The sequence below is a fragment of the Flavobacterium sp. genome (genome assembly GCF_043779715.1).
GTDB lineage: Bacteria > Bacteroidota > Bacteroidia > Flavobacteriales > Flavobacteriaceae > Flavobacterium.
Genome location: NZ_JAYWDT010000030.1, coordinates 1 through 24,300 on the forward strand (window position 1 = coordinate 1; position 24,300 = coordinate 24,300).

General features: G+C 32.7%; 23 protein-coding genes and 1 riboswitch. Of the genes, 9 read left to right on the forward strand and 14 right to left on the reverse strand.

What is annotated here, in order from left to right:
• The 7 genes from ACH2BG_RS01140 to ACH2BG_RS01170 all read right to left on the reverse strand — a co-directional run.
• The coding region (locus ACH2BG_RS01140; protein ID WP_395045896.1) for a TonB-dependent receptor plug domain-containing protein at window positions 1-1,431 on the reverse strand (1,431 nt) is incomplete at its 3' end.
• 80 nt (window positions 1,432-1,511) lie between these two features.
• Window positions 1,512-1,753: riboswitch (cobalamin riboswitch) on the reverse strand.
• 94 nt (window positions 1,754-1,847) lie between these two features.
• Window positions 1,848-2,372 (reverse strand): alpha-ribazole phosphatase, encoded by a 525-nt coding sequence (gene cobC, locus ACH2BG_RS01145; RefSeq protein ID WP_395045897.1) that lies wholly within the window; start codon window positions 2,370-2,372, stop codon window positions 1,848-1,850.
• Window positions 2,357-3,151 carry an adenosylcobinamide-GDP ribazoletransferase gene (locus ACH2BG_RS01150; protein ID WP_395045898.1) on the reverse strand — a complete coding sequence of 265 codons (795 nt, stop codon included), beginning with the start codon at window positions 3,149-3,151 and terminating at the stop codon, window positions 2,357-2,359. The genes cobC and ACH2BG_RS01150 overlap by 16 nt, the downstream gene beginning before the upstream one ends.
• Before the next feature lie 40 nt (window positions 3,152-3,191).
• Complete coding sequence (gene cobT, locus ACH2BG_RS01155; RefSeq protein WP_395045899.1) at window positions 3,192-4,871, reverse strand: nicotinate-nucleotide--dimethylbenzimidazole phosphoribosyltransferase; 1,680 nt, start codon at window positions 4,869-4,871, stop codon at window positions 3,192-3,194.
• Between the two features lie 19 nt (window positions 4,872-4,890).
• Window positions 4,891-5,403: a bifunctional adenosylcobinamide kinase/adenosylcobinamide-phosphate guanylyltransferase gene (cobU, locus tag ACH2BG_RS01160; RefSeq protein ID WP_395045900.1), complete on the reverse strand. Its 513-nt coding sequence runs from the start codon at window positions 5,401-5,403 to the stop codon at window positions 4,891-4,893.
• A 6-nt stretch (window positions 5,404-5,409) separates the two neighbouring features.
• The gene (locus tag ACH2BG_RS01165) at window positions 5,410-5,799 is read right to left on the reverse strand and encodes a DUF5522 domain-containing protein (RefSeq protein WP_395045901.1); all 390 of its coding nucleotides are present in this window, start codon (window positions 5,797-5,799) and stop codon (window positions 5,410-5,412) included.
• Window positions 5,796-6,722, reverse strand: a complete 927-nt coding sequence (locus tag ACH2BG_RS01170) for an ABC transporter substrate-binding protein (protein WP_395045902.1) — start codon at window positions 6,720-6,722, stop codon at window positions 5,796-5,798. The genes ACH2BG_RS01165 and ACH2BG_RS01170 overlap by 4 nt, the downstream gene beginning before the upstream one ends.
• 191 nt (window positions 6,723-6,913) lie before the next feature.
• On the opposite strand from ACH2BG_RS01170, the gene ACH2BG_RS01175 reads away from it, so the two are divergent.
• The 9 genes from ACH2BG_RS01175 (at window position 6,914) to ACH2BG_RS01215 (ending at window position 16,849) form a co-directional block, all read left to right on the forward strand.
• Window positions 6,914-8,056 (forward strand): ABC transporter substrate-binding protein, encoded by a 1,143-nt coding sequence (locus tag ACH2BG_RS01175; RefSeq protein WP_395045903.1) that lies wholly within the window; start codon window positions 6,914-6,916, stop codon window positions 8,054-8,056.
• A 1-nt stretch (window position 8,057) separates the two neighbouring features.
• Window positions 8,058-9,086 (forward strand): iron chelate uptake ABC transporter family permease subunit, encoded by a 1,029-nt coding sequence (locus ACH2BG_RS01180; RefSeq protein ID WP_395045904.1) that lies wholly within the window; start codon window positions 8,058-8,060, stop codon window positions 9,084-9,086.
• A 100-nt stretch (window positions 9,087-9,186) separates the two neighbouring features.
• Window positions 9,187-9,801, forward strand: a complete 615-nt coding sequence (locus tag ACH2BG_RS01185; protein WP_395045905.1) for an FMN-binding negative transcriptional regulator — start codon at window positions 9,187-9,189, stop codon at window positions 9,799-9,801.
• A gap of 82 nt (window positions 9,802-9,883) precedes the next feature.
• The gene (locus ACH2BG_RS01190; RefSeq protein WP_395045906.1) at window positions 9,884-10,996 is read left to right on the forward strand and encodes a glycosyltransferase; all 1,113 of its coding nucleotides are present in this window, start codon (window positions 9,884-9,886) and stop codon (window positions 10,994-10,996) included.
• Complete coding sequence (locus ACH2BG_RS01195) at window positions 10,987-11,535, forward strand: RNA polymerase sigma factor (protein WP_395045907.1); 549 nt, start codon at window positions 10,987-10,989, stop codon at window positions 11,533-11,535. The genes ACH2BG_RS01190 and ACH2BG_RS01195 overlap by 10 nt, the downstream gene beginning before the upstream one ends.
• 169 nt (window positions 11,536-11,704) lie before the next feature.
• Window positions 11,705-12,526, forward strand: coding sequence for an energy transducer TonB (locus ACH2BG_RS01200; protein ID WP_395045908.1), 822 nt, complete (start codon window positions 11,705-11,707; stop codon window positions 12,524-12,526).
• Window positions 12,527-12,673: 147 nt separating this feature from the next.
• Window positions 12,674-13,546, forward strand: coding sequence for a lipoyl synthase (gene lipA, locus ACH2BG_RS01205; protein WP_395045909.1), 873 nt, complete (start codon window positions 12,674-12,676; stop codon window positions 13,544-13,546).
• A 67-nt stretch (window positions 13,547-13,613) separates the two neighbouring features.
• Entirely contained in the window at window positions 13,614-14,612 is a 999-nt protein-coding gene (gene gap, locus ACH2BG_RS01210) for a type I glyceraldehyde-3-phosphate dehydrogenase (RefSeq protein WP_395045910.1), read from the forward strand.
• A gap of 35 nt (window positions 14,613-14,647) precedes the next feature.
• Complete coding sequence (locus ACH2BG_RS01215; protein WP_395045911.1) at window positions 14,648-16,849, forward strand: ATP-binding protein; 2,202 nt, start codon at window positions 14,648-14,650, stop codon at window positions 16,847-16,849.
• Here ACH2BG_RS01215 and ACH2BG_RS01220 read toward each other — a convergent pair.
• The 7 genes from ACH2BG_RS01220 to ACH2BG_RS01250 form a co-directional block, all read right to left on the reverse strand.
• Window positions 16,836-17,648, reverse strand: a complete 813-nt coding sequence (locus ACH2BG_RS01220) for a purine-nucleoside phosphorylase (RefSeq protein WP_395045912.1) — start codon at window positions 17,646-17,648, stop codon at window positions 16,836-16,838. The genes ACH2BG_RS01215 and ACH2BG_RS01220 overlap by 14 nt on opposite strands.
• Window positions 17,620-18,639 (reverse strand): tetraacyldisaccharide 4'-kinase, encoded by a 1,020-nt coding sequence (gene lpxK, locus ACH2BG_RS01225; RefSeq protein WP_395045913.1) that lies wholly within the window; start codon window positions 18,637-18,639, stop codon window positions 17,620-17,622. Before lpxK ends, ACH2BG_RS01220 begins: the two co-directional genes overlap by 29 nt.
• 19 nt (window positions 18,640-18,658) lie before the next feature.
• Complete coding sequence (locus tag ACH2BG_RS01230; protein ID WP_395045914.1) at window positions 18,659-19,153, reverse strand: GNAT family N-acetyltransferase; 495 nt, start codon at window positions 19,151-19,153, stop codon at window positions 18,659-18,661.
• A gap of 6 nt (window positions 19,154-19,159) precedes the next feature.
• Window positions 19,160-20,044, reverse strand: a complete 885-nt coding sequence (locus tag ACH2BG_RS01235) for a bifunctional 5,10-methylenetetrahydrofolate dehydrogenase/5,10-methenyltetrahydrofolate cyclohydrolase (protein WP_395045915.1) — start codon at window positions 20,042-20,044, stop codon at window positions 19,160-19,162.
• Between the two features lie 79 nt (window positions 20,045-20,123).
• Complete coding sequence (gene ffh / locus ACH2BG_RS01240) at window positions 20,124-21,473, reverse strand: signal recognition particle protein (RefSeq protein WP_395045916.1); 1,350 nt, start codon at window positions 21,471-21,473, stop codon at window positions 20,124-20,126.
• A 116-nt stretch (window positions 21,474-21,589) separates the two neighbouring features.
• Window positions 21,590-22,987, reverse strand: a complete 1,398-nt coding sequence (locus ACH2BG_RS01245) for a di-heme oxidoredictase family protein (protein ID WP_395045917.1) — start codon at window positions 22,985-22,987, stop codon at window positions 21,590-21,592.
• Window positions 22,988-23,056: 69 nt separating this feature from the next.
• The gene (locus tag ACH2BG_RS01250) at window positions 23,057-24,226 is read right to left on the reverse strand and encodes an imelysin family protein (RefSeq protein ID WP_395045918.1); all 1,170 of its coding nucleotides are present in this window, start codon (window positions 24,224-24,226) and stop codon (window positions 23,057-23,059) included.
• Between the last annotated feature and the right edge of the window lie 74 nt (window positions 24,227-24,300).

Sequence of the window (24,300 nt, forward strand, 5' to 3'; positions counted from 1 at the left end):
CTCTTCTCTTAAAAAACCTACTGCATTTAAAGTTATTTTTTTGTCTAGCAAAGCTACTTCAAAACCTGCTTCTATTGTAGCATCTTCTTCGGGAGTTAATTCTATATCTCCATAAGGAGAATATAATTGATACAAACTAGGCGCAACAAATGCTGTACTATATGATGCTAATAATTTTACGTTTGTGCTCGGGATAACAAAAGATGGGTTAATATTATATACTATATGATTACCGTATTTACTGTGTATATTAAATCTTGCTCCTGCATTAATATTTAATCCAAAACTAGAATTATAAACTGCCGAAAGGTATGGATCTATCATACTAAACTTTGCTGTTTCTTTAGCAATAGAACCATATTGACTATCGTTAGACATTTCATGAAATTGCAATTGACTTCCAACGATAACAAACACTTGGCTTGTTAAATTGTATTTATTAAACACATCAGTATTTATATTTCTTGATTTGAAATTAAATAATGTTCCGTAAGATAAAATATTCCTTTCAATCATTCCTGCTCCAGAATTGATAACAAACTCTCCTTTATTATATTTATATCTTGGAGAAAATCCTACTCTAAACTGTTCTGATGAAGAATAATTATCTTTATCATCAGAAAAAGAACCACCATCAAAATCATTTTTCATCTTATCATAATTTGCAGAAAAATCTAATGATAATTTTTTTGTTGGTGTTAAACCAAATTTTACTACTGAATTCACTCTCGAAAATTTATCATTTTCAAAAATAATGTTTTTATCGGCTGATTTTGCTTCAGAAATACCTTCAGAATTAGTATGATTTAATGCTCCAAAAAAATTAACTTTTTCTCCTTTTCCTATAAATGAAAAACCTTGATTATATTCTGTTGGATTATAGCTTTTAACCTTTGCTACTGTTTGCGTACCCATACTTGTATAAGCATTACCACTTATACCGTTTTTAGAGGCTTTTTTTAAAGTAATATTAATAACTCCCGTTGCTGCTCCAGAACCATATAATGTACTTGATGCACCTTTCATAATTTCGATATTCTCAATTTGTTCTACAGGAAGTAATCTCAAATCGTATGATATACTAGTTCCAGAAGCGTCTGTTACAGGAACACCATCAATTAAAATTAAAACTTGATGGTTTCTACCTCCTCTAATGTAAACACCTAAATCTTTACCATTACGGCTTTGATTTCCATTAATTTCGACACCAGCAACAGTACTTAAAATAGAAGCTACAGACTCCCCTGCTTTGTTTTTTAAATCCTCTGATGTAATCTTTACAATTACTTTTCCTGATTTTTCTTTAGGTAAAGCAAATTTAGAATCTGAGATTATAACTTGATCTAATTTTTTTATTGAATCATTTTCTTGTGCAAACGCACCGATAGCTACAAGTATAAAAACACCTGCAAAAGCAATTTTTTTGTTCATTTTAATAAAACATTTTTAATAATAAAAATGGGAGAAAAGCATGAAATTACCCATACCCAAACCTTTTTTCCCGAAAGTTTGATACATCATCGAATTTAGGCAGGTCTCCTGGCTTGCGTCTTGTTGTTTGCCTTCCCATTCTTAATTTTCGATTTAGGATTTAAAAAATCTGAAATCTAAAATATAAAAACAGTGGTTTTGTAGATAACAACAAGCTTAATTAGCTTACAGTTGCGGGAACAGCTTTGGTATTTATCCAAATTCCCTTTTAATTCCTTTCTTTTTTTATAAAAAGTTAGAAACCTTAATTCGGGTGCAAAGATAATTGCATAAATATTAATAAACCAATTCTTTTAGACTTTTTAAATATATTTTTAAAGTAAAATCAATATTATCGTGATTAAATTAAATTTTTATTAGAAATTCATCTTTTTTACTTCCCCAAAATTAACTTTATTTTGAAAAGCATCCTTAAGTGGTAATTTAGAAATTTTACACAAAGCACTTCGAATAACACCAGCATGTGTTATAATTACAACTGGTTTTGATGGATTTGTTTTTTTTATTTCGTCAAAAAAAGTATTCACTCTTTCGTATAATTCTACAAATGATTCTCCATTTAGCACAGATACATTTACAAAATCTTGCATCCAAGGATTAATTTCATCTTCTGGAATATCGTTCCATTTTTTTAATTCCCAATCACCAAAATTCATTTCCATTAATCGGGAATCAGTTTTGAAATTTCCTTTTGAAATATAATTAGCTAATATTACACATCGCTTCAAAGGACTCGAATATACTATAGCGTCTTCGGGGATTTCTTTTTTTATAGATTCGAAAAGTGGTAAATAATCTTCTTGAATTTCTACATCGGCTTGACCATAACAGATACCTTTTTCGCAAACTGTTTCGGTATGACGCACTAAATAAACTTCCATATCCCTATAATTGACAGATAAAAAATAACTTCACACACTTGCTGTGTTGCTCCTAGACAATCTCCAGTATAACCATCAATCCATTTCTGAAAATAGCGAGCTAGAAAAAAACGAGCGATAATAACAGGGATAATCGCCAGTACAAATTGCCATTGAAAGTAAGACAAAAATAGAAGTGGCATTAATCCAAAAAAGAATGCACCCCATACTTCTCGCCAAGTGTAACTTTGGGCAATAGGTTTGCTTTTACTCGAAGCACCATCGCGAGAATACTCGTGTGTAAATACGATAGAAATAGCAGCTAGCCGACTTATAGCATGTGCGGTTACAAACAATATTAAAATTGTGAATTGTAAATTATAAATTATAAATTGTATGTTGCATAATTGTTTCAAAACATGAAACTTTAGTAAAAATAACAACACCAAACCAATTGCTCCATACGCTCCAATGGCGCTATCTTTCATGATTATTAGGATTTTTTCTTTAGTCCAACCACCTCCAAAACCATCACAAACATCGGCAAAACCATCTTCATGAAAAGCACCTGTGGTTAGAATTCCTGCAATGATTGCTAGAATAATCGCTATATCATGAGAAAAGATGATAGATGAGAAATAATAGACTGCAAAGCTTATTCCTCCTACAATCCAACCAATAAACGGAAAATACCGAGAAGCTTTGTTGAGATAATCTGGATTGTGATCGATGTTTTTCGGGCACGGAATTCGGGTATAAAACATTAATGCGGTAAAAAATATATGGATTTCTTTTTTCATTTTTTATTGTTATAACTGAATACTAAATAAACTTCCTTGATTAGTTTTGACTCACTCCTGCACTTTCAAAACTTGCCATTTCATTTAAAAATGTCACTGCCGATTGAATTATTGGAAATGCCACCGCGCAACCTGTCCCTTCTCCCAATCGCAAATTTAAATTTAAAATAGCTTTTCCATTTAAATAATTCAACAATTTCATGTGTGCCTGCTCGGCAGATTGATGACAAAATATAGCGTTTTGTATAATCCCCGGATTCTTTTTAAATGCAATTAAAAAAGCGATGCTACAAATAAATCCGTCAACTAGAATCAACATATTATTATTATAGGCTTCAAGCATTCCTCCAGTCATCTGGCAAATTTCGAATCCTCCAAAATAGGCTAACTTGCTATCCAAATCATTATCATTTTTATAATTTTCAATTGCTCTTTTTAAAATTTCTTTTTTAAATTGAAGTTTTTCATCGTTCACTCCAGTTCCATTTCCTACGCAATCTTCAATTGGCAATTCTAAAATAACACTCATTAAAACCGAAGCCGTTGATGTATTTCCGATTCCCATTTCGCCAAAACCAATGCAATTACTTCCAGTTTTTGCAATAGCTTTAACAATTTCACTTCCTTTAGCAAAACACAAATCGAGTTCGGTTGAACTCATTGCTGCACCATGTAAAAAAGACTGTGTCCCTTTTGCTATTTTTGCTGAAATCAAATTGACATTCGTCGAAAAATCATAATTCACCCCAGAATCTACAATGGACAATTGAATGTTATGTTGCTTGCAAAACACATTTATCGCTGCTCCACCTTCAAGAAAATTAGTTACCATTTGACGTGTAACATCCTGCGGATACGCACTCACACCATGATTTGCAATTCCATGATCGGCAGCAAAAATAATCATATTTGGTTTTGTGATTTTTGGCTCCAAGGTTTGAAACAGCACTCCAATTTGCTTTGCTAAAACCTCTAGCATTCCTAAAGAACCTGCAGGCTTGGTTTTGTTGTCAATTTTATGTTGCAAAGCTGCTTCAAATTCAGTTGAAATAGATTTTTCTACTTTATCAAGAATCAATTTAATTTCCGATTCTTTTTTATGAAGTATTGAAATTTCTTCAACAAATGGAGTTTCCGATTTTTGCTTCCAATTCAGTTGCTGCAACATGGGTTGGTTTTCATAATTCGTAGCAGGTTTACCCACACAGAAATACCCCAAAGGTTCGATATTTTCGGGAAACCCCAATAACTTTTTAAACTCATAATAATTTAAAATAGAAACCCAACCCATGGAATAGCCTTGTTCCGTAAGGGAAAGCCATATGTTTTGTGCCGCACAAACCGCACTAAATTTTATCGATTCGTTACTACCAACAGTTCCAATGGTGAAATTATTGAGAACCGAACGATCGTAACAAATCACAAGTCCGAGTGGCGCTTCCTCAATCGCTTCAAGTTTTAGGGCTTGATATTGTGATTTTTGTTGTTCGTTATCGGTTTGATTAGTTGCTTTTTTGTCATATTCCAAAAACAATTCTTTGATGGCTTTTCTAATTTCTGCTGACTTTATGAGATAGTATTTTGTGGCATCAGTCAAACCCACAGAAGGTGACCAATGTCCAGCTTGCAGTGCTTTTTCAATGACCGCATCAGGAACCTCATCATGCATAAAATGACGAGTGTCGCGACGGGATTTTAAAATTTCATCTAAATCAAACATGGTCATCAAATTATTATTGCTAATTTCCTTTTATTGTTACAGGAATACCAGAAACCATCAGTACAACGGTATGCGCTTTTTTGGCTAAATATTGGTTCATCCAGCCTTGTAATTCGGTAAATTTTCGTCCAATGTGAGTATCGGCGTGAACGCCCATTCCTATTTCGTTAGTGATGAGAATAATGGTTGTATCTTTTTGATTGGCGATGGCATCGAATTCGGATTTTGCTTGTTTCAAACACAATTCTACATCGTTTTTGGTATCCACAAAAAAGTTGGTTAACCAAAGCGTCACACAATCAATAACGGCAACTTTCCCAGAGAAATAAATTTCGCTCAGGTGTTTCTCTTTTTCAATGTTTGTCCATCGTTCGTCTCGATCTTTTTGATGACGATCTATTCTCTTTTGGAAATCATCATCCCATTTTCGAGCCGTCGCCACATACATTGGTTTGTCCGATAATTCTTTAGCTAAATTTTCAGCATAACTACTTTTACCTGAGCGTTCTCCGCCTGTTATTAAATAAATCATTTTTCTTTATTTTTTAAATCCGTATGGGCAATGCCTACACCCATTGGTACAACAATGTCCTCTTTTGAGATGAAAAAATGCCTTAAAAACATAATTTTCGTTCTCTATATAATAATCAATTCCTTCCAGCAAATTAGTTGTTTTAGGCAAGTCTTTTGCTCTATTTTCAAGGGCAGTTTCTGGCGTTATGGTCGCTACATACTCATCAATTTTTAATGAACATGATACTTTAAAACAAATAGAACACAAACAATCTACCACTTCCGACGGAGTAAAAATAGGCGGAAAATCATTGCACCAACATTTACTTCCCTCTGGCGGATCGCCACAATTGAATGGAGCACCACAAGCAGAACAGTTTTTCACTCGAATAGTATTGGGAAAAATCACTGTCATCTCATTACTTTTTCAGCAGTATGAAAAGCCAAATATTTGTGTTTCAATTTACTTGGAACTTCAAAAATAGTTGGGTGAAACAATGCCGCTAGCAATTCGATTCCATCAACAACAGTTGTACTGGGTTGGGTAAACAAATCGGCATCAGCCATAAAAACAGCATTATTCTGAACGGCTTTTAACGTATCCCAACCCTCTAATTTTGTTAAGGCTTCTATCTCTTGACTGGCTCTTTCTACCTCAAATCCGCAGGGAGCAACAACTAAAACTTCTGGGTTATATAAACGAATTCGTTCCCAATCCGTAACAATTGAATAGCCAGATGGGTTAGAAAGCATATCGACTCCTCCCGCTTGCGATATTTGATACGGAATCCAATGTCCACAATTGTATATAGGATCTAACCATTCCATTACCATTACTCTTTTAAGTGGTGCGTTATTTTTTCGAAGTGTATTGAGAATATAATCAGTTCTAATTTTAAGTTTTACAAGTAATTCATACGCTCGTTCTTCCTTACCAAAAGCCTTAGCAATAGTAATCGCATTTTTGTAAATATCTTCTAAATTTCTTGGAATAAGCGGAATCAATTCTGGCTCTTTCGTTAATTTATAAATAGAACGAGCCACGTGACTGGTGTCTATCTGACAAACATCGCACACATCTTGTGTGAAAATAATATCGGGTTGTAATGATGCTAACAAAGCATCGTCGATATAATATAAACTTTTTCCTTGCGCTTTCGATTGAGATACAATTTGATCAATTTCTTTACTGGAGTGATGAGTCCCTTCAAGATAAGTACGAACTACTTTTGGTTTGTTTGAAGGACATTCAAAAGTAACCCCTACCAATTCGTTTTCTAATCCCATTTCGTAAATCATAGAAGTCGCAGCAGGCAAAAAAGAGCAAATTTTCAGCATTATAGTGTCAATTTAGAGATTTGTTTTTACTTTCTTATTAAAAGAAAAACAGAAGTACAAATATAAAATTATGCGTATAACAATTGTTATAAATTTTATTTTATGTTTCATACTTTCTACTCCTCTTTAAAAATTTGATTCTCATTATAAAAAAATTATCCTTTACCTTTGCTTTCAAATTTGAAGAAATCATGAACCAAAATATCCTAAAATTATCCTATTTCATATTGTTTTTAACATTCATTGGGTGCAAAAAAAGTGAAACCTCTATAACGGTTTCACCCGCAATTACTGGTAACCTGATTAAATATTCAAAAAGCTTATCGATTGAAAAAAGAGAAGGATATTCGATTGTTAAGGTTTCAAATCCTTGGCCAGATGCTAATAAAAATTTTACTTATATTCTAAAACAGAAAAACGGAATCGTTCCGGATAGTTTACAAAAAGAAATTACCATTTCTGTTCCGATACAATCGATTGTAGTTACCTCGACTACTAATATTCCATTTTTAGAAATGCTTGGTGTAGAGAAATCGCTAGTTGGTTTTCCACATACCGATTATGTTTCGTCCGAGAAAACCAGAAAATTAATTGATGCTGGTTCGGTAAAAAACGTAGGGCAAAACGAAAAATTAAATATGGAACGTCTCGTTGATTTGGCTCCTAGCCTCATTGTCGCTTTTGGGGTAGACAACAACAATCCAATGATTGATAATTTACAAAAAAGTGGTCTAAAAGTACTAATTCAAGCCGATTGGATGGAACAATCACCACTTGGAAAAGCTGAATGGATAAAATTTTTTGGCGCACTTTTTGGCAAAGAAAAAGAAGCTAAAACACTTTTTGATGATATTGTAAAAAATTATAATGCTGCTTTATTATCCGTTAAAAATAGTAAGGCAGAAACTTCGGTTCTTTATGGTTCTATGTATCAGGACCAATGGTTTGTTGCTAAAGGAAACAGCTGGGTTGCCCAGTTTTTGAGAGATGCAAAAGCGAATTATCTCTGGAAAGACGTTGAAGGAACTGGTAGCTTGGGATTGTCATTTGAAAATATTCTGGACAAGGCAAAAAACGCAGGCTGTTGGATTGCTGCTGGGCATTATAAATCATTAGCCGAATTGGAGAAAAGCAATCCTCACTATAGTCAGTTCGATGCGTTTAAAAACAAAAATGTATATACTTTTGAAGCAAAATTAGGAGCAAAAGGCGGAACTATTTATTATGAATTAGCTCCAAGCCGCCCTGATTTGGTATTAAAGGATTATATCAAAATTTTTCATCCAGAGTTATTGCCTGATTACGCATTAACTTTTGCTCAAAAACTGAATTAAATTGCCTAATAACAAACGAAATATATTCCTTTTTCTGACACTTCTTATTGGAGCGATATTGTTGTTTTTTATTAATATTAGTTTGGGTCAAGTTTTTATTCCTTTCAAAGAAATTTTCAAAAGTCTTACAGGATCACAAGCAAGCAAAGAAACTTGGGAATATATTATTTTTAACTATCGTTTACCCAAAGCTATTACAGCTATTTTAGTCGGAATGGGGTTATCTGTTGCTGGATTATTAATGCAAACTTTATTTAGAAATCCATTAGCTGGTCCTTATGTTTTAGGGCTTAGTTCAGGTTCGAGTTTAGGTGTTGCTTTTGTTATTTTAGGTGCTAGTTATTTACCAAGTATTATTGCCGATTATTTTTTGTCACCTTACGGAATTATGCTTGCTTCTTGTTTGGGAAGTTTGCTAGTTTTGTTTTTGGTTTTGTTAGTTTCAAAACGATTGAGAGATACTGCTACCATTCTCATTGTGGGACTGATGTTTAGTAGTTTTGCTGGCGCAATTGTTAGTGTTTTAACTTATTTTTCTTCGGCAGAACAATTACAAAAATTCACTTTTTGGTCTATGGGAAGTTTGGGTAATTTATCTTGGAATCAAATTGTAATTCTTCTTGTAGCAGTAACAATTGGTTTGTTTTTAAGTCTTTTGAATATTAAAGCTTTGGACGCATTATTATTGGGCGAAAATTATGCCCGAAGTATGGGAATAAATTTCAAAAAAGCAAAGTTTATCATCATTATAGCAACGAGTATTTTAGCTGGAAGTATTACTGCTTTTGCAGGGCCAATAGCTTTTGTAGGACTAGCTGTTCCTCATATTGCAAAAATAGTTTTTCACACAAGTAATCATTGGATTTTATTTTGGAGCACTTTACTATTTGGAGCTATTATTATGTTATTTTGTGATATGGTTTCGCAAATGCCTGGAACAAATATTACTTTACCTATAAATGCCATAACTTCTATAATTGGTGCTCCAGTTGTGATTTGGCTGTTGGTTAGAAAACGAGGTTTTAATTAATTTTTTTTATAATAACATAAAAAATATTTAGACGAGCTTACTTATGAAATATCTGACATTCATATAGAAGCCGAAGTCAATATGATTTAATTTTAAAATTATGTATATTCCAAATATTTACAAAAACGAAAATCAAGAAGATATAATCGATTTTCTTCAAAAAAACAGCTTCGGAATTTTGATAAATCAAAATGACGGAAATATTCTGGCAACTCATATTCCACTAGAATTTGAAGTAAAAGAAAACGGAAAACAATTTTTAGAAGGACATATTTCTAAAGAAAATCCACAATGGAAAATTTTTGAGAATGACAATCGAATTTTAGCTATTTTCTCAGGCTCGCATGCTTACATTTCCTCTTCTTGGTACGATCACGAAAACGTTCCCACTTGGAATTATATTGCAGTTCACGTATATGGGAAAGTAAAAATTTTAGATTATGAAGAAACTCTATATTCATTAAAAAAACTAGTCGATAAATATGAAGCTAATTCTGAAAATCCAGTCAGAATCGAAGATTTATCAGAAAAAACCATGCGACAAGCACGAGGAATTGTTGCTTTTCAAATAGAAATAACTTCGATAGAAGCAGTTAAAAAAATATCTCAAAATCGAGACAAAAAAAACCATCAAAATATCATTTCTGAATTAGAAAAAACTCAAGATTATAACGCTTGTCAAATAGCTCAAGAAATGGCGAAAAATAAAAAATAATCTTTTACAAACAATCTGAAATCTGAAATCTGAAATCTAAAATCTTTTAGTACCTTTGCAAAATATTTTTCGATTCATTTTTATGGCACAATTTTTACTCATTTTACTTTACATATTTATAGGAATTGTAGTTATTCAGGTAATTTACTATTTCTTTATTTTTGGTAAATTTTCTTTTGCAAAACCACAAGAAAGCACAGCTAAACACGTTTCGGTTTCGGTAATTGTTTGCGCAAAAAATGAAGAAGAAAACGTAAAAAACTTTATTCCGCTTCTAGCAAATCAAAATTATTCAAACTTCGAAATTATACTAATAGACGATGCTTCTAGCGACGAAACTTTAGAAATATTCGAACAGTTTGAAAAACAATATACTAATGTAAAACTAGTAAAAGTAGCCAACAACGAAGCTTTTTGGGGAAACAAAAAATTCGCATTAACCCTTGGTATCAAAGCCGCCACAAAAGATTATTTACTTTTTACAGATGCCGATTGTTATCCAAATTCTGAAAACTGGATTACAGAAATATCTTCTCATTTTACATTACACAAAACTATTGTTTTAGGTTATGGTGCCTACGAAAAAGAACCTAGTTTTTTAAACAAATTAATCCGTTTTGAAACTTTAGTTACTGCAACACAATATTTTGCTTGGGCAAAACTAGGCAGACCCTATATGGGTGTAGGTAGAAATTTAGGTTACAAAAAAGATGAATTTTTTAAGGTAAATGGTTTTATAAACCACATGAAATTACGTTCGGGTGATGATGATTTGTTTATAAACGAAGCGGCAAACAAACACAATATTGCTATTGCTTACAATCCTGAGAGTTTTACTTATTCGAAAGCGAAGAAAACTTTCAAAGATTGGATTATGCAAAAACGCCGTCATGTTTCGACAGCAAAACATTATAAATCTTTCGACAAAACACAATTAGGTTTCTTTTATTTTTCGCAATTATTTTTCTTACTTATTCCTATTGTTTTATTGGCTTTTCAATTTCAATGGATTATTGTAACATCAATGATTGCTTTTAGATACCTAATTGCGTGGATTTCTTTAGGATATTCCGCAGGAAAACTAAAAGAAAAAGATGTTATCTATTGGTTCCCTGTTCTAGAAATTATTCTTATATTCACACAATTAAACGTGTTTATTAGAAATATTTTCTCAAAACCAGTGACTTGGAAATAAAAAAACATATAGACAAAGCCAAATTAGGCGATCAAATTGCTTTTACTTTTCTGTTAGATAGTTATTGGAACGAAGTATATGCTTTTATGCTACAACGTACTGAAAATGAAACCGATGCTGAAGATATTACGATAGAAACTTTCTCTAAAGCTTTCGACAAAATAGCAACTTTCAATCCCGAATTTCAGTTTAATACTTGGCTCATTGCTATTGCAAAAAATGTACATATAGATTTGCTTAGAAAGAAAAAATCATCACTTTTTATAGATATTACTGATGAAGAAGACGATATTGCTTATTCTATTGCCGATACTTCACCTTCGGCAGAAGACAAATTAATTACCGAGCAAAATTTATCTCGTTTACTACAATTTATCAAAGAATTAAAACCTGCTTACCAAGAAGTTATTCAGATGCGTTATTTTCAGGAAATGAGCTACCAAGAAATTGCAGACGATTTAGAAGAACCGCTAAATAATGTAAAAATAAAACTTCTTCGAGCTAAAAAACTATTGGCTGAGATTATCACAAAAGCATAATTTACATCGCAAAATTTACTTTCTTTAAACTATAATCATTAATTTGACTATAAATCAATATTTTGCATAAAAATTAACATTATCAATGTATTTAACAAAATTTTGGCACGATTTTTTCAATTAATCAATCAGAACATTAGAAGATTATTAATTATAAAAACCGAAAATTATGTCAAAATTAAACATTAACAAAAACGAATGGTTAGAGTTGGTTTTTGAAGGAAAAAACAAAGAATACGGTGCGTATCAATTGCGTCAAGAAGATGGAAAAACAACTATAAAAGCTTTTTTTAGTGCCATTGCATTAATTTCTGGAATTGCATTGTTGCCTGTTTTATTAAGTTCATTTGCTGACAAACCAGTTGCAAAACCTTTAGCACCAGATCCTTTTCTTCATGTAACAGAAGTAGTTTTTAAGAACGAGGAAATAAAAAAAGTATTACCAACTACAAAAAGTGAAGCGCAAAACCCAATAAAATCTAGAGATTTAGCAAACACTAGAATTGTTGAAGCTACAACAGCTCCAGATATTTACTTTACAAAACCCGAAGATGTTGGTAAAACCAATACTACAAATACAACATCAACTGGAACTGGAACTGAAACTAATCCTGAAACTGGAAACACAAATACTAGTGTCGTAGTAATAACTGAACCTGCTGACGATCCTAATGAAATTAAATCTTCAGGGATTTTAGACAAATCTCCTAACTTTCCTGGCGGAATAAATGAATTCTTAAAAACCGTAGGTAAAAAATTTGTTACCCCAGAACTAGAGGAAGAAAAAACAATAAAAATTCTAGTATTCTTCGTTGTCGAAAGAGATGGAACTTTATCTAACATTACAGTTCCTAAAAACCCTGGTTTTGGATTAGACACAGAAGCAATTCGTGTATTAAAATCTATAAAAACAAAATGGGAACCTGGAATTTACAAAGGAAAACCCGTAAGAACTTCATATTCTTTACCAATTGTGGTTAAAACACAATAATTAAAATATAAAATTACTAACTTTTACAAAGCACACTAAGAACTATTTTAGTGTGCTTTTTTATTTAAAAAAAAATGAAAATAACGGCTAAACAAATCCACAAATAAACTACAATTAGTATCTTTGTCATGTGAAAAATTACATTTTATGGAAACTGTCCTAGATTCTAACATACTTCCTGTAGGAAAACCAAAATGGCTAAAAGTAAAATTACCCATTGGTCAAAAATATACCGAATTGCGTGGTCTTGTAGATAAATACAAGCTAAACACCATTTGCACTTCTGGAAGTTGCCCGAATATGGGTGAATGTTGGGGAGAAGGAACAGCAACATTTATGATTCTAGGAAATATTTGTACGCGTTCTTGTGGTTTTTGTGGTGTAAAAACTGGTCGTCCGGAAACTGTCGATTGGGACGAACCTGAAAAAGTAGCTCGTTCTATAAAAATAATGAACATCAAACACGCTGTAATTACAAGTGTAGACAGAGATGATCTAAAAGATATGGGGTCGATTATTTGGATAGAAACCGTAAAAGCGATTAGAAGAATGAATCCTGAAACGACTTTAGAAACTCTAATTCCAGATTTTCAAGGTGTAGAAAGAAATTTAGATAGAATTGTAGAAGCCAATCCTGAAGTAGTATCTCATAATGTAGAAACCGTTCGCAGGTTAACTCGTGAAGTTCGAATTCAAGCGAAATATGACAAAAGTTTAGAAGTTTTACGTTACTTGAAAGCCAAAGGAATTAAAAGAACAAAATCTGGAATCATGCTTGGTTTGGGCGAGAGAGAAGAAGAAGTAATACAAACCATGAAGGATTTGCGTGAAGCAAATGTAGATATTGTAACCATTGGACAATATTTGCAACCCAGCAAGAAACATTTACCCGTGAAGGAATTTATAACGCCGGAACAGTTCGAAAAATATGAACTTCTTGGTAAAGAAATGGGGTTCCGTCACGTAGAAAGTGGTCCGTTAGTTCGTTCTTCATATCACGCTCAGAAACATATTTTATAAAAATGTTTATTTGTTTATTCGGTTATTCGGTTAATCGGTTAAGCAAATAACCGAATAAACAAAAACTTTGAAAATACGTATTGCTATAAATGGTTTTGGAAGAATTGGTCGAAATTTATTTCGATTATTATTAAATCATCCTACAATTGAAGTCATTGCTATAAATGACATTTCCGACAATAAAACGATGGCTCATTTGTTAAAATACGATAGTATTCATGGTGTTTTATCGTCAAATGTTTCGTTTGATGAAACTTCCATTTTAGTAGATGGAAAACCGTATCTATTCTTTCACGAAAAAGGCATTTCAAAATTAAACTGGAAGTCTTTAGGTATCGATTTTGTTATAGAAAGCACAGGGAAATACAAAACTTTCGACGATATAAATGAGCATATTTTAGCTGGTGCAAAAAAAGTTATTTTATCAGCTCCAGCCGAAGTAGAAAACATAAAAACCGTAGTTCTAGGTGTAAATGATCATATTCTTGATGGAACAGAAACTATAATTTCCAACGCGAGTTGTACCACAAATAACGCCGCTCCGATGATACAAGTAATTCAGGAATTATGTGGTATCGAGCAAGCTTACATTACAACGGTTCATTCCTACACGACCGATCAGAGTTTGCATGATCAGCCTCATAAAGATTTACGAAGAGCACGTGGTGCAAGTCAAAGTATTGTTCCTACAACGACTGGTGCAGCAAAATCCTTAACAAAAATATTTCCAGGACTAGAAGGAAAAATAGGCGGTTGTGGTATTCGTGTTCCCGTTCCAGATGGTTCACTGACTGATATTACTTTCAATGTAAAACGTGAAGTTTCTATCGAGGAAATAAATCATGCTTTTAAAATTGCCGCAGAGAACAAACTAAAAGGAATTCTCGCCTATACCGAAGACCCTATCGTTTCAGTCGATATTATTGGAAACAGAAACTCGTGTTTGTTTGATGCGCAACTGACCTCTGTCATAGATAAAATGGTCAAAGTTGTGGGTTGGTACGACAATGAAATAGGTTATTCTAGCAGAATTATTGATTTAATTTTACTTATTCACAAAAAATAATTATATTTAGTGTATCTTTTCTTAACTGAAAAAAAATGTCTAAACGATTATTCTTAATTTTCCTTTCTGTTTTTTCAATTTCTGTTTTCTCACGAAACGGGCAAGAATCCGTATTGAAAGTTGATAGTTCTTTTTTTTATACCGAAAAAGCAAACTATTTTAAAAACAACAAAGTTTTTGACAAAGCCTTAGAAAATGCAAACAAATCGATAGTTTTTGGCCAGAAAACCAATAATGTAGATGCGCTGGCAAACGGTTATTATTGTTTGGCGACAGTGTATATCGATTTGAAAAAATACGATATTGCTATTGAAAATTTATTGCGAACGGTATCTATCCTAAATACTGTTCAGGTTAATTCTAAATTAGCCCTATCCTACTACAATTTAGGCTCGTGCTATATGCAAAAAGAAAGTTTTAGTAAAGCCGAATCTTATTTTCAAAAGGCAAATTCAGTTTACGAAAGCATCAATTTATCTAATGCCGTAAATATGGTAAACCTTCAAAAAGGCCTTATGTATTTAGACAAAAGAGAAGTAAATCAGGCCGAAAATATATTTTTACAAATCTCTTATTTGCCCTTAGGAAAAGACACATTCAAGATACAATCTGAAGCGTTGTATCAATTAGGGCAAATAAAAGCCAAGGAAAAAATAAACAACCTTGCCTTAAATTATCTGAACAGAGGTTACCAATTAAGTATTGAGAATAAAAACACCAGCCAGCAACTAAAAATTAGTAAAAAACTAAGTGAAGTATACGAAAATATGAAGCAAACGAATAATTCACTTGCTTTTTTAAAAATACATACTAGATTAAAAGATTCCTTAGATTCTTTATTAGAAAACAGCGATAAAACTTTAGTCACCGAACGATTTAAGGTCGATGACATGATGCGTTCTTTAGATAAATTGGATAAAGAGAAAAAACAACAGGAAAAATCGAATAAGTTTTCGAAATTAATTAACATTCTGAGTATTGCATTAATCACTATCCTTTCGCTTTTAAGTTTGTCGCTGTATAAAAATAATATTATCCGAAATAAATCGAACGAGTTGCTTCGAGATAAAAATAGTGAGCTCGAAATTGCAAAAGAGAGAATAGAAAAAGCATCGAAAGCTCGTGCCGAATTCCTATCGACGGTAAGTCACGAATTACGAACTCCGCTAAATGCTATTAATGGAATCTCTCATATTTTGTTAGATGACAAACCAAAACCTAGCCAAATTGAGTATTTAAAATCATTGAAATTTTCAGGAAATTATTTGCTCACCTACATTAACGAAATTCTTGAAATAAACAGGATTGAATCTGATAATATTGAAATTGAAAATATCAGTTTTAATATCAAAGAGTTATTAAACAACATTCAAAGTTCGCTTAAAGAACAAGCAAGTCAGAACAACAATGACTTTATTTTAAATATAGATAATGAAGTTCCCGAAATCTTAATTGGTGATCCAACAAAATTATCTCAAATATTTATAAACCTGATAAACAATGCCTTAAAATTTACAGAAAACGGAACTATTACTGTAAACACTAAGCTTATAAATAGAGATATTGACAATTGTCTAATTAAATTTGAAGTTAAAGATACTGGAATTGGTATTCCAAAAGACAAGCAAGAATCTATTTTTGAAAGTTTTTCACAAGGTTCGGTAGAAATTAACCGAAAATACGGCGGAACAGGATTGGGATTAACAATTGTAAAGAGGTTGGTCACGTTAATGAAAGGAAAAATAGCGATAAGTAGCGAAATCGGTGTTGGTTCTACTTTTACATTAAATTTAAATTTTAAAATTGGAGAAAAAATTATTCCCTCGACAATAAACAATCTTATTGATGAAAAAATATTTGTAAGTAAAAAGATTTTGTTGGTTGAAGACAACAAAATAAATCAAATGATTACCAAAAAATTCCTAGAGAAGAAAAAAATGCGTTGCGAAATATGCGAAACTGGTGAAGACGCCATCATCAAAATGAAAACTAATCAATACGATTTAGTTCTCATGGACGTGCATTTACCTGGAATAAACGGTACTATTGCTACTGCTGAGATTAGGAAATTCAACATTAATACCCCAATCATTGCACTCACAGCAATTTCTCTAAACGAAAACAGAGAAATGCTGCTCTCCTACGGCATGAACGATGTGATTACCAAACCTTTTAATCCTGATAATTTTTATAAAGTCATTGAGAATACATTGTTGGCAGAAACTAATACTGTATAATTAATTCTTTTATCAAACTGCGAACATGTGGTTCAGCTTTACCAGCGGCTTCAAGTACCTCAGCATGTGTAATAGTATCGATACTTTCTTCATTCCCCATATCCGTTATTACCGAGATTCCGAAAGTTTCTAAACCCATATGACTTGCTACAATAACTTCGGGAACGGTAGACATTCCTACGCAATCGGCACCTAGAATTTTTACCATTCTATATTCTGAAAGGGTTTCAAAAGTTGGGCCTTGTAAACCAAGATAAACTCCTTCTTCTACTTTAATATCTAAATCGGCAGCAATTTCTTTGGCTTTAGCCAACATTTTACGGCTATATGGTTCGCTCATATTTACAAATCGAGGGCCAAAACGTTCGTCATTTTTACCACGAAGCGGATGCTCTGGCATAAAATTGATATGGTCTTTGATAATCACAATCGAACCAACTTTATAAGTAGGATTTACACCTCCTGAAGCATTAGAAACTATTAGTTTTTCAACGCCAAGATGTTTCATCACACGAACTGGGAAAGTAACTTGCTTCATATCATAACCTTCATAAAAATGAAAGCGTCCTTGCATGGCAACTACTTTTTTTCCGTGAATGTTTCCAAAAACCAAAGCGCCTTTGTGTCCTTCAACTGTAGAAACTGGAAAATTTGGAATTTCTGAATAAGGCAAAATATATTCTACCTCGATATCATCAGTAAAATTCCCTAATCCCGAACCTAAAATCACACCATATTCTGGCGAAAAATTAGTTTTATTTATAATAAAATCAGCCGTTTGTTGTACTTGCTCCCACATAATTTATAATTTTTTTATCAAAATCATCTCCGTTATTTACAAATGAGCTTTTTATTGGTAAATAAAAAAGGTTATCATTTTTTAACTTTTCGCTAAGGCGAACAAAGTCTTTTTCGGTAGTAATAATGATTTTATTTTTTGCTTTTTCTTTAATATCAATAATATCTTTTTCTGAAAAATGATGATGATCCGGATAAACCAAACATTCGTCATTTTCGGATTGCAAATATGCAAAAAAGGATTCAGGTTTAGCAATTCCTGCGACAAGTAATTTATCAACAGTTTTTACATCATTTACATTCAACGTTTTGTTGTTTGAATATATTTTATCATCATAATCTATAAAAGTAAAGAATATCGTTTTGTCGACACCAATTCTCTCTTTGATTTGAGTTTGTTCGGCTTCCGAAATATCTCTAGGACATTTTGTGACAATTATGATAGTTGCTCTTTTTGCTCCACTCCTACTTTCTCGAAGATTACCTGTGGGAAGCATAAAATCATTGATAAACAAATCATTGTAAGCAGTAAGTAGTATGTAAAATCCTGCTTTTACTTTACGATGTTGGAACGCATCATCTAACAAAATTATATCCGGTTTGTTAGACGACGAGAGTAATTGTTCTATTCCGTTTTTGCGATTGGCATCGACAGCGACTTGAATATTTGGAAATTTTTTATAAAACTGAAATGGTTCGTCACCCAAAATTTCTGCATTTGAAGTCTCATTTGCCAAGACAAAACCTTCAGATTTTCGCTTATAGCCTCGACTTAAAGTAGCAATCTGGTATTGATGAGATAATAATCTGGTTAGATATTCTATTTGTGGTGTTTTTCCTGTACCACCAACACTGAGATTCCCTACGGCAATAACTGGAATGGGAAAAGAATAGGATTTTAGAATTCCGAAATCGAAAAGAAAATTACGAATACTGGTTATAAAATCATATAAAATGGCAAATGGAAATAGTATTTTTCGCAGGAAATTCATTTTACGAATATACGATTATTTATAAAGTTTTTTCCATCACAAAATCTTCCATCAAATAACCGTTTCCAATTTCGATATCAATTGTTTTAATTACTGAATAACCTTGTTTTTTGTAGAATTCTTGTGCGTTATTGTATCTGTTTACATTTAGAAAAAGTGCTGAATTATTATTTTCTAATGTTATTTTTTCGACTTCATTCAATAATATTTTACCAATTCCTTTTCCTTGTGTTTCTGGTAAAACGTAAATCTTGTGTAATTTGGTTTTGCTTGAAGATTCACAATTCAATTCATACGCGCAAAAACCCAAATATTTATTATTCTCTTCGATTAATAAAAAAACTTGATTCTCATTTATTAATTGATTTTCGAGATAGCTTAAATTGTAAAATTTATCTAACATAAAATTGAGTTGCACTCCTGACAAAATAGAACCATAAGTACTTGGCCAGATTTTATACGCTAAATCTTTGACAATCTCTAATTGAGATCTTGTTGCAACAGAAATTTTCATAAAAAACTAATTATTTACTTTTCGTTGTTCTCTTGCTAGCAAAGTATTTTTTAGCAACATTGCAATAGTCATAGGACCAACTCCTCCAGGAACTGGTGTGATATAAGATGCTTTTTTAGAAACATTTTCGAAATCGACATCACCCGTAATTAAGTATCCTTTGTCGTTTGTTTCGTCTGGAACTCTAGTAATTCCAACGTCTATAATAACTGCCCCATCTTTTACCATTTCTGCTTTAAGATAATTAGGAACGCCTAATGCTGAAATTATAATATCGGCTTGCGTGGTAATTTGTGCAATATTTTTAGTGTAACTATGTGTTAATGTTACTGTCGAATTTCCTGGAAAACCTTTTCTTCCCATTAAGATACTCATAGGACGACCTACAATGTGACTACGACCAATAACTACAGTGTGTTTTCCTTTGGTTTCTACTCCGTAACGCTCTAATAATTCGAGAATTCCGAAAGGTGTTGCTGGAATAAATGTGGTCATATCGAGTGCCATTTTTCCGAAATTTTCGGGATGAAAACCATCTACGTCTTTACTTGGATCGATAGCCATTAATACTTTTTGTGTATCTATTTGTTCTGGCAATGGCAATTGTACAATGAATCCGTCGATATCGTCATTTTGGTTTAATTCCTTAATTTTTTTAAGTAATTCAGTTTCTGATGTGGTACTTGGCATTTTTACCAGTGTCGATTCGAATCCTACTAATTCACAAGCTTTTACTTTACTACCAACATAGGTTAAACTGGCACCATCGCTACCCACAATTACTGCGGCTAAGTGTGGTACTTTTTCTCCGTTGGCTTTCATTTTATTAACTTCGGCTGTAATTTCGACTTTAATGTCTTGTGCTGTTTTTTTTCCGTCTAGTAGAATCATTGTTATTTTGGTCTTAAAGTCGAAAGTCGAAAGTCGAAAGTCGTTATGACTTTAAGACTTTCGACTTTCTGACTAATTATTATTTCATTCCAGGCATTCCGCCTTTCATTCCGCCCATCATTTTCATCATATTTTTCCCGCCTGGACCTTGCATCATTTTCATCATTTTGCTCATTTGGTCAAACTGTTTCATCAATTGGTTGACTTCTTCTAGCTTCCTTCCAGCTCCTTTTGCAATTCTAGTTTTTCTTTTCACATCGATTATTGCTGGCTTGCTTCTCTCGATTGGAGTCATCGAATAAATTATAGCTTCAATATGTTTGAAAGCATCGTCTTCAATCTCAACATCCTTCAGAGCTTTTCCTGCTCCTGGAATCATACCAACAAGATCTTTCATATTACCCATTTTCTTAACTTGCTGAATTTGAGATAAAAAATCATCGAAACCAAACTCATTCTTTGCGATTTTCTTTTGGATTTTTCTAGCTTCCTCTTCATCATATTGCTCTTGCGCTCTTTCTACAAGTGACACAACATCACCCATACCAAGAATACGTTCTGCCATACGTTCTGGATAGAAAACATCGATCGCATCCATTTTTTCACCAGTCCCTACGAATTTGATTGGTTTGTTTACTACCGATTTAATCGAAATCGCAGCTCCACCACGTGTATCACCATCTAATTTAGTAAGAATTACACCATCGAAATTTAAAATATCGTTGAAAGCTTTTGCAGTATTTACTGCATCTTGTCCTGTCATCGCATCTACAACAAACAAGGTTTCTTGTGGTTGAATCGCTTTATGAACACGAGAGATTTCTGCCATCATTTCTTCATCAACAGCTAAACGACCCGCAGTATCGACAATAACCACATTAAAACCATTTGCTTTAGCATGTTTGATTGCGTTTTGAGCAATATCGACTGGATTTTTGTTTTCTGGCTCTGAATATACCTCAACACCTATTTGTTCTCCAACTACATGCAGCTGATTTATTGCTGCAGGACGATAAATATCACAAGCAACCAATAATGGTTTTTTGTTCTTTTTAGTTTTTAGAAAATTAGCTAGTTTTCCAGAGAAAGTAGTTTTTCCTGAACCTTGTAATCCCGACATTAAAATTACGGTTGGTGTTCCAGAAAGATTAATTCCTGCCACATCACCACCCATTAACTCAGTTAGTTCATCTTTTACGATTTTAACTAATAATTGCCCTGGCTGTAAGGTTGTTAAAACGTCTGCTCCTATTGCTTTTTCTTTTACTTTGGTAGTAAAATCTTTTGCGATTTTGAAGTTAACATCGGCATCAAGTAAGGCACGACGCACTTCTTTTAGTGTATCGGCTACGTTTACTTCGGTAATTTTTCCGTGACCTTTTAATATATGGAAGGCTTTATCTAGCTTTTCGCTTAAACTATTAAACATGATTTTTTATTTTAATGTTGCAAATATAAACTAATTGAAAGAATTTGTGAATTAGAAAATTAGATATTTTTAAAGATTTTGTAATAAAAAAATCAATCGATTTGACTGACTAATCATTATAATGAATTAATAAATTCAAGTAAGTTATTTCTATCTATAGTTGACAATTGCTTGAATTTTACTTTAGATGTTTGTGCTTCGCCACCATGCCATAAAACGGCTTCAGTTATATTTCTAGCCCTACCATCGTGGAGTAAATTAGTGTGTCCATTCACAGTATTAATCAATCCAATTCCCCAAAGTGGTTGTGTTCTCCATTCGCTTCCATTAGCAAGAAAATCTGGAGTATTGTCAGACAAGTCAGCACCCATATCGTGTAGTAACATGTCGGCATATGGTCTTATTGTTTGATTTCTAAATGCCACAATTGGATACAAACTACCTGTTTGCATTTTTGGAATATGACAGCTGGCACATTGAATATCGTTAAAAATTTTCTTTCCTTTTAATATATTCTGATCGGTATAATTTCGCCTTGCTGGAACTGCTAGTGAACTAGAGTACAATACAACTTTATCAAAATTAGCATTTGATATTTCAGGACTACCTCCGTTAGAGATAGTACTTAAATCAACGCTTGGGGGTGCATTCTCGTTAGGGAAAATACTTGTTGTAATTCCCATATCGCCAGAGAAAGCACCAGCCACTTGTTGACGTATACTGGGTTGATTGGCTTTCCAGCCAAAACGTCCTAGCTTTTGAGAATTAGTTTCAATATCGTAAACGTAATTTGCTTTTCCACTTATTCCGTTACTATTATTAGCAGCTATAAATCCTAAAATAGTAGATTCTGGTACAGCTTCAAGCAAACCCAATCCTATAATCTGATTTGCAATTCTAGGAGAGACTAAGATGTTATTTGCTAAAGACCCGTAACCCAAATTATTAATTGTATAAATTGGTTTTTGTAATTGTACAATCGTTCCATCAGCTAATGTTTGCTCAATTGTTTGATAACTTATATTATATTTTCCCTTTGTAGTTTGCCCTAAAATAGCATTGTCTTGTAATTGATTACCATAAACAGGATCTGAAAATGAACTTCCGTTAGGGTGATTGCCTGATAAACTTAATCTTAATAATAAACCACGTCCTAATTCTCCATCAAATGCTGGCGGACGACCTCTACCATCTTTAAAATGACAACTTGCACAAGCAATTGCATTAAAAAATGGACCTAAACCATCTCGCGCGGTGGTAGTTGACGGTGCAGTGACCCAACTTTGTCTAAAAAATGAATTCCCAATACCAAAATCAGATTGTTCATCTGTTGTTAATTGTTGTGCAAAAAAACCAAACGCTTCAGAAGATTCATTAAAAACCGTAGCATCACCTCCCGAGTATTGTTCATTTACTTCTGGTTCTAAAGTGATATATTCAGTTTCATCATTTTTACTACAACTATAAAGGCATTGAATAATTATGATACAGGCTATTAATCTTTTATTTTTCATTACCAAAATGAATTAAAAAAGGTGTTCACGTTAAAACGAACACCTTAAATTTATTTGCAAAATTAATAATTAATTTACAATAATTCCAATTTTTGATGCCCCTGAAATTAAGTTTCCACTATAATTTTTCAATTGCAAAACAGCAGTTCTAACCTTTGCTCCTTCAGTAGAAGTTAATCCTCCGGAAATTGCTAAATCAAATGGAGTAAGTATTGCATTGACTTTATTAATTGCTAAAGTTTCAGAACTCAAAGTTTCATTAAATGACGTTTCATTTGCTTGTTTTACTAAATTTTTCAATGACGCACCCGTAATTGTACCATAAGTTCCATTATATACATTTATTACACCTTGTAAATTTAGAAATATATCTCTGTGAGTGTTATCACTAAAACAAGAATGTTCGTCTTCTTGGTCTGCGTTTCCTAAAGCCACATCCATTCTTTCGGTAGGCAATTCGGCACCAGAGAGTGTGCAAATTCCTGTGTAAATATTTTTTAGGGCTACATCTTTATTTAAAGCTAAAAAAGTTGTTCTATAAGCCCCTCCCACTTTCCATGTATTAACTAAATAATCTAAATTATCAGTCAATAAATCGGCACAAACTCTTAAATACAAACCTCTTCTAGCTTGGTTTGATGCTGTTCCTCCTGTAACAAAATCAGTATAAGGTCTTTGCCCAGCTAAATTTGCAGATGGCGCAGTTAAATCTTGTCCCCACAATAAAAATTCAATAGCGTGATAACCTGTACTGATGTTTTTTTCTCCACCATTTTCATTTTGACCCGAAATAATATCTTTACTGATAACAGGAAAAGTAATAGCATCATTTATGATTCCGGAGGTTGAGGCTCCATCTACATAATCAATGTAGTTTTCATCTAGAGGCCAAGCATTCATTAATCCCTCTGGGCCATTTATATCGTCAATTGGTCCATCAGCAAAACGGAAGGCTTCGGTTGTACCATAACTTTCACGAGATATTTTCCATTTTGCTTTAGCATTATCAAAATTAGCTTGGGTTGGTGTTGTAGTAAAAGTGATAATCGCAGCTTCTAACATAACAGCATCATCGTAAGCTTTCTGATAATTGGCATGAGCGATATTTGCATAATTCTCTATAACCTGTCCTTTTGTAACATCATTACTTACAGGAACCGTAGTATCGTCATTGTTACATGAAACAACAATTATTACAGCACACATTAAGAATGCCGACTTAAAAAATAAATTTTTCATTTTGTTTTTATTTAGAATCATTAAATTTTAGCAAATGTAAATTGTTAATTTTAAAATAAAAAATTATTTAGAAT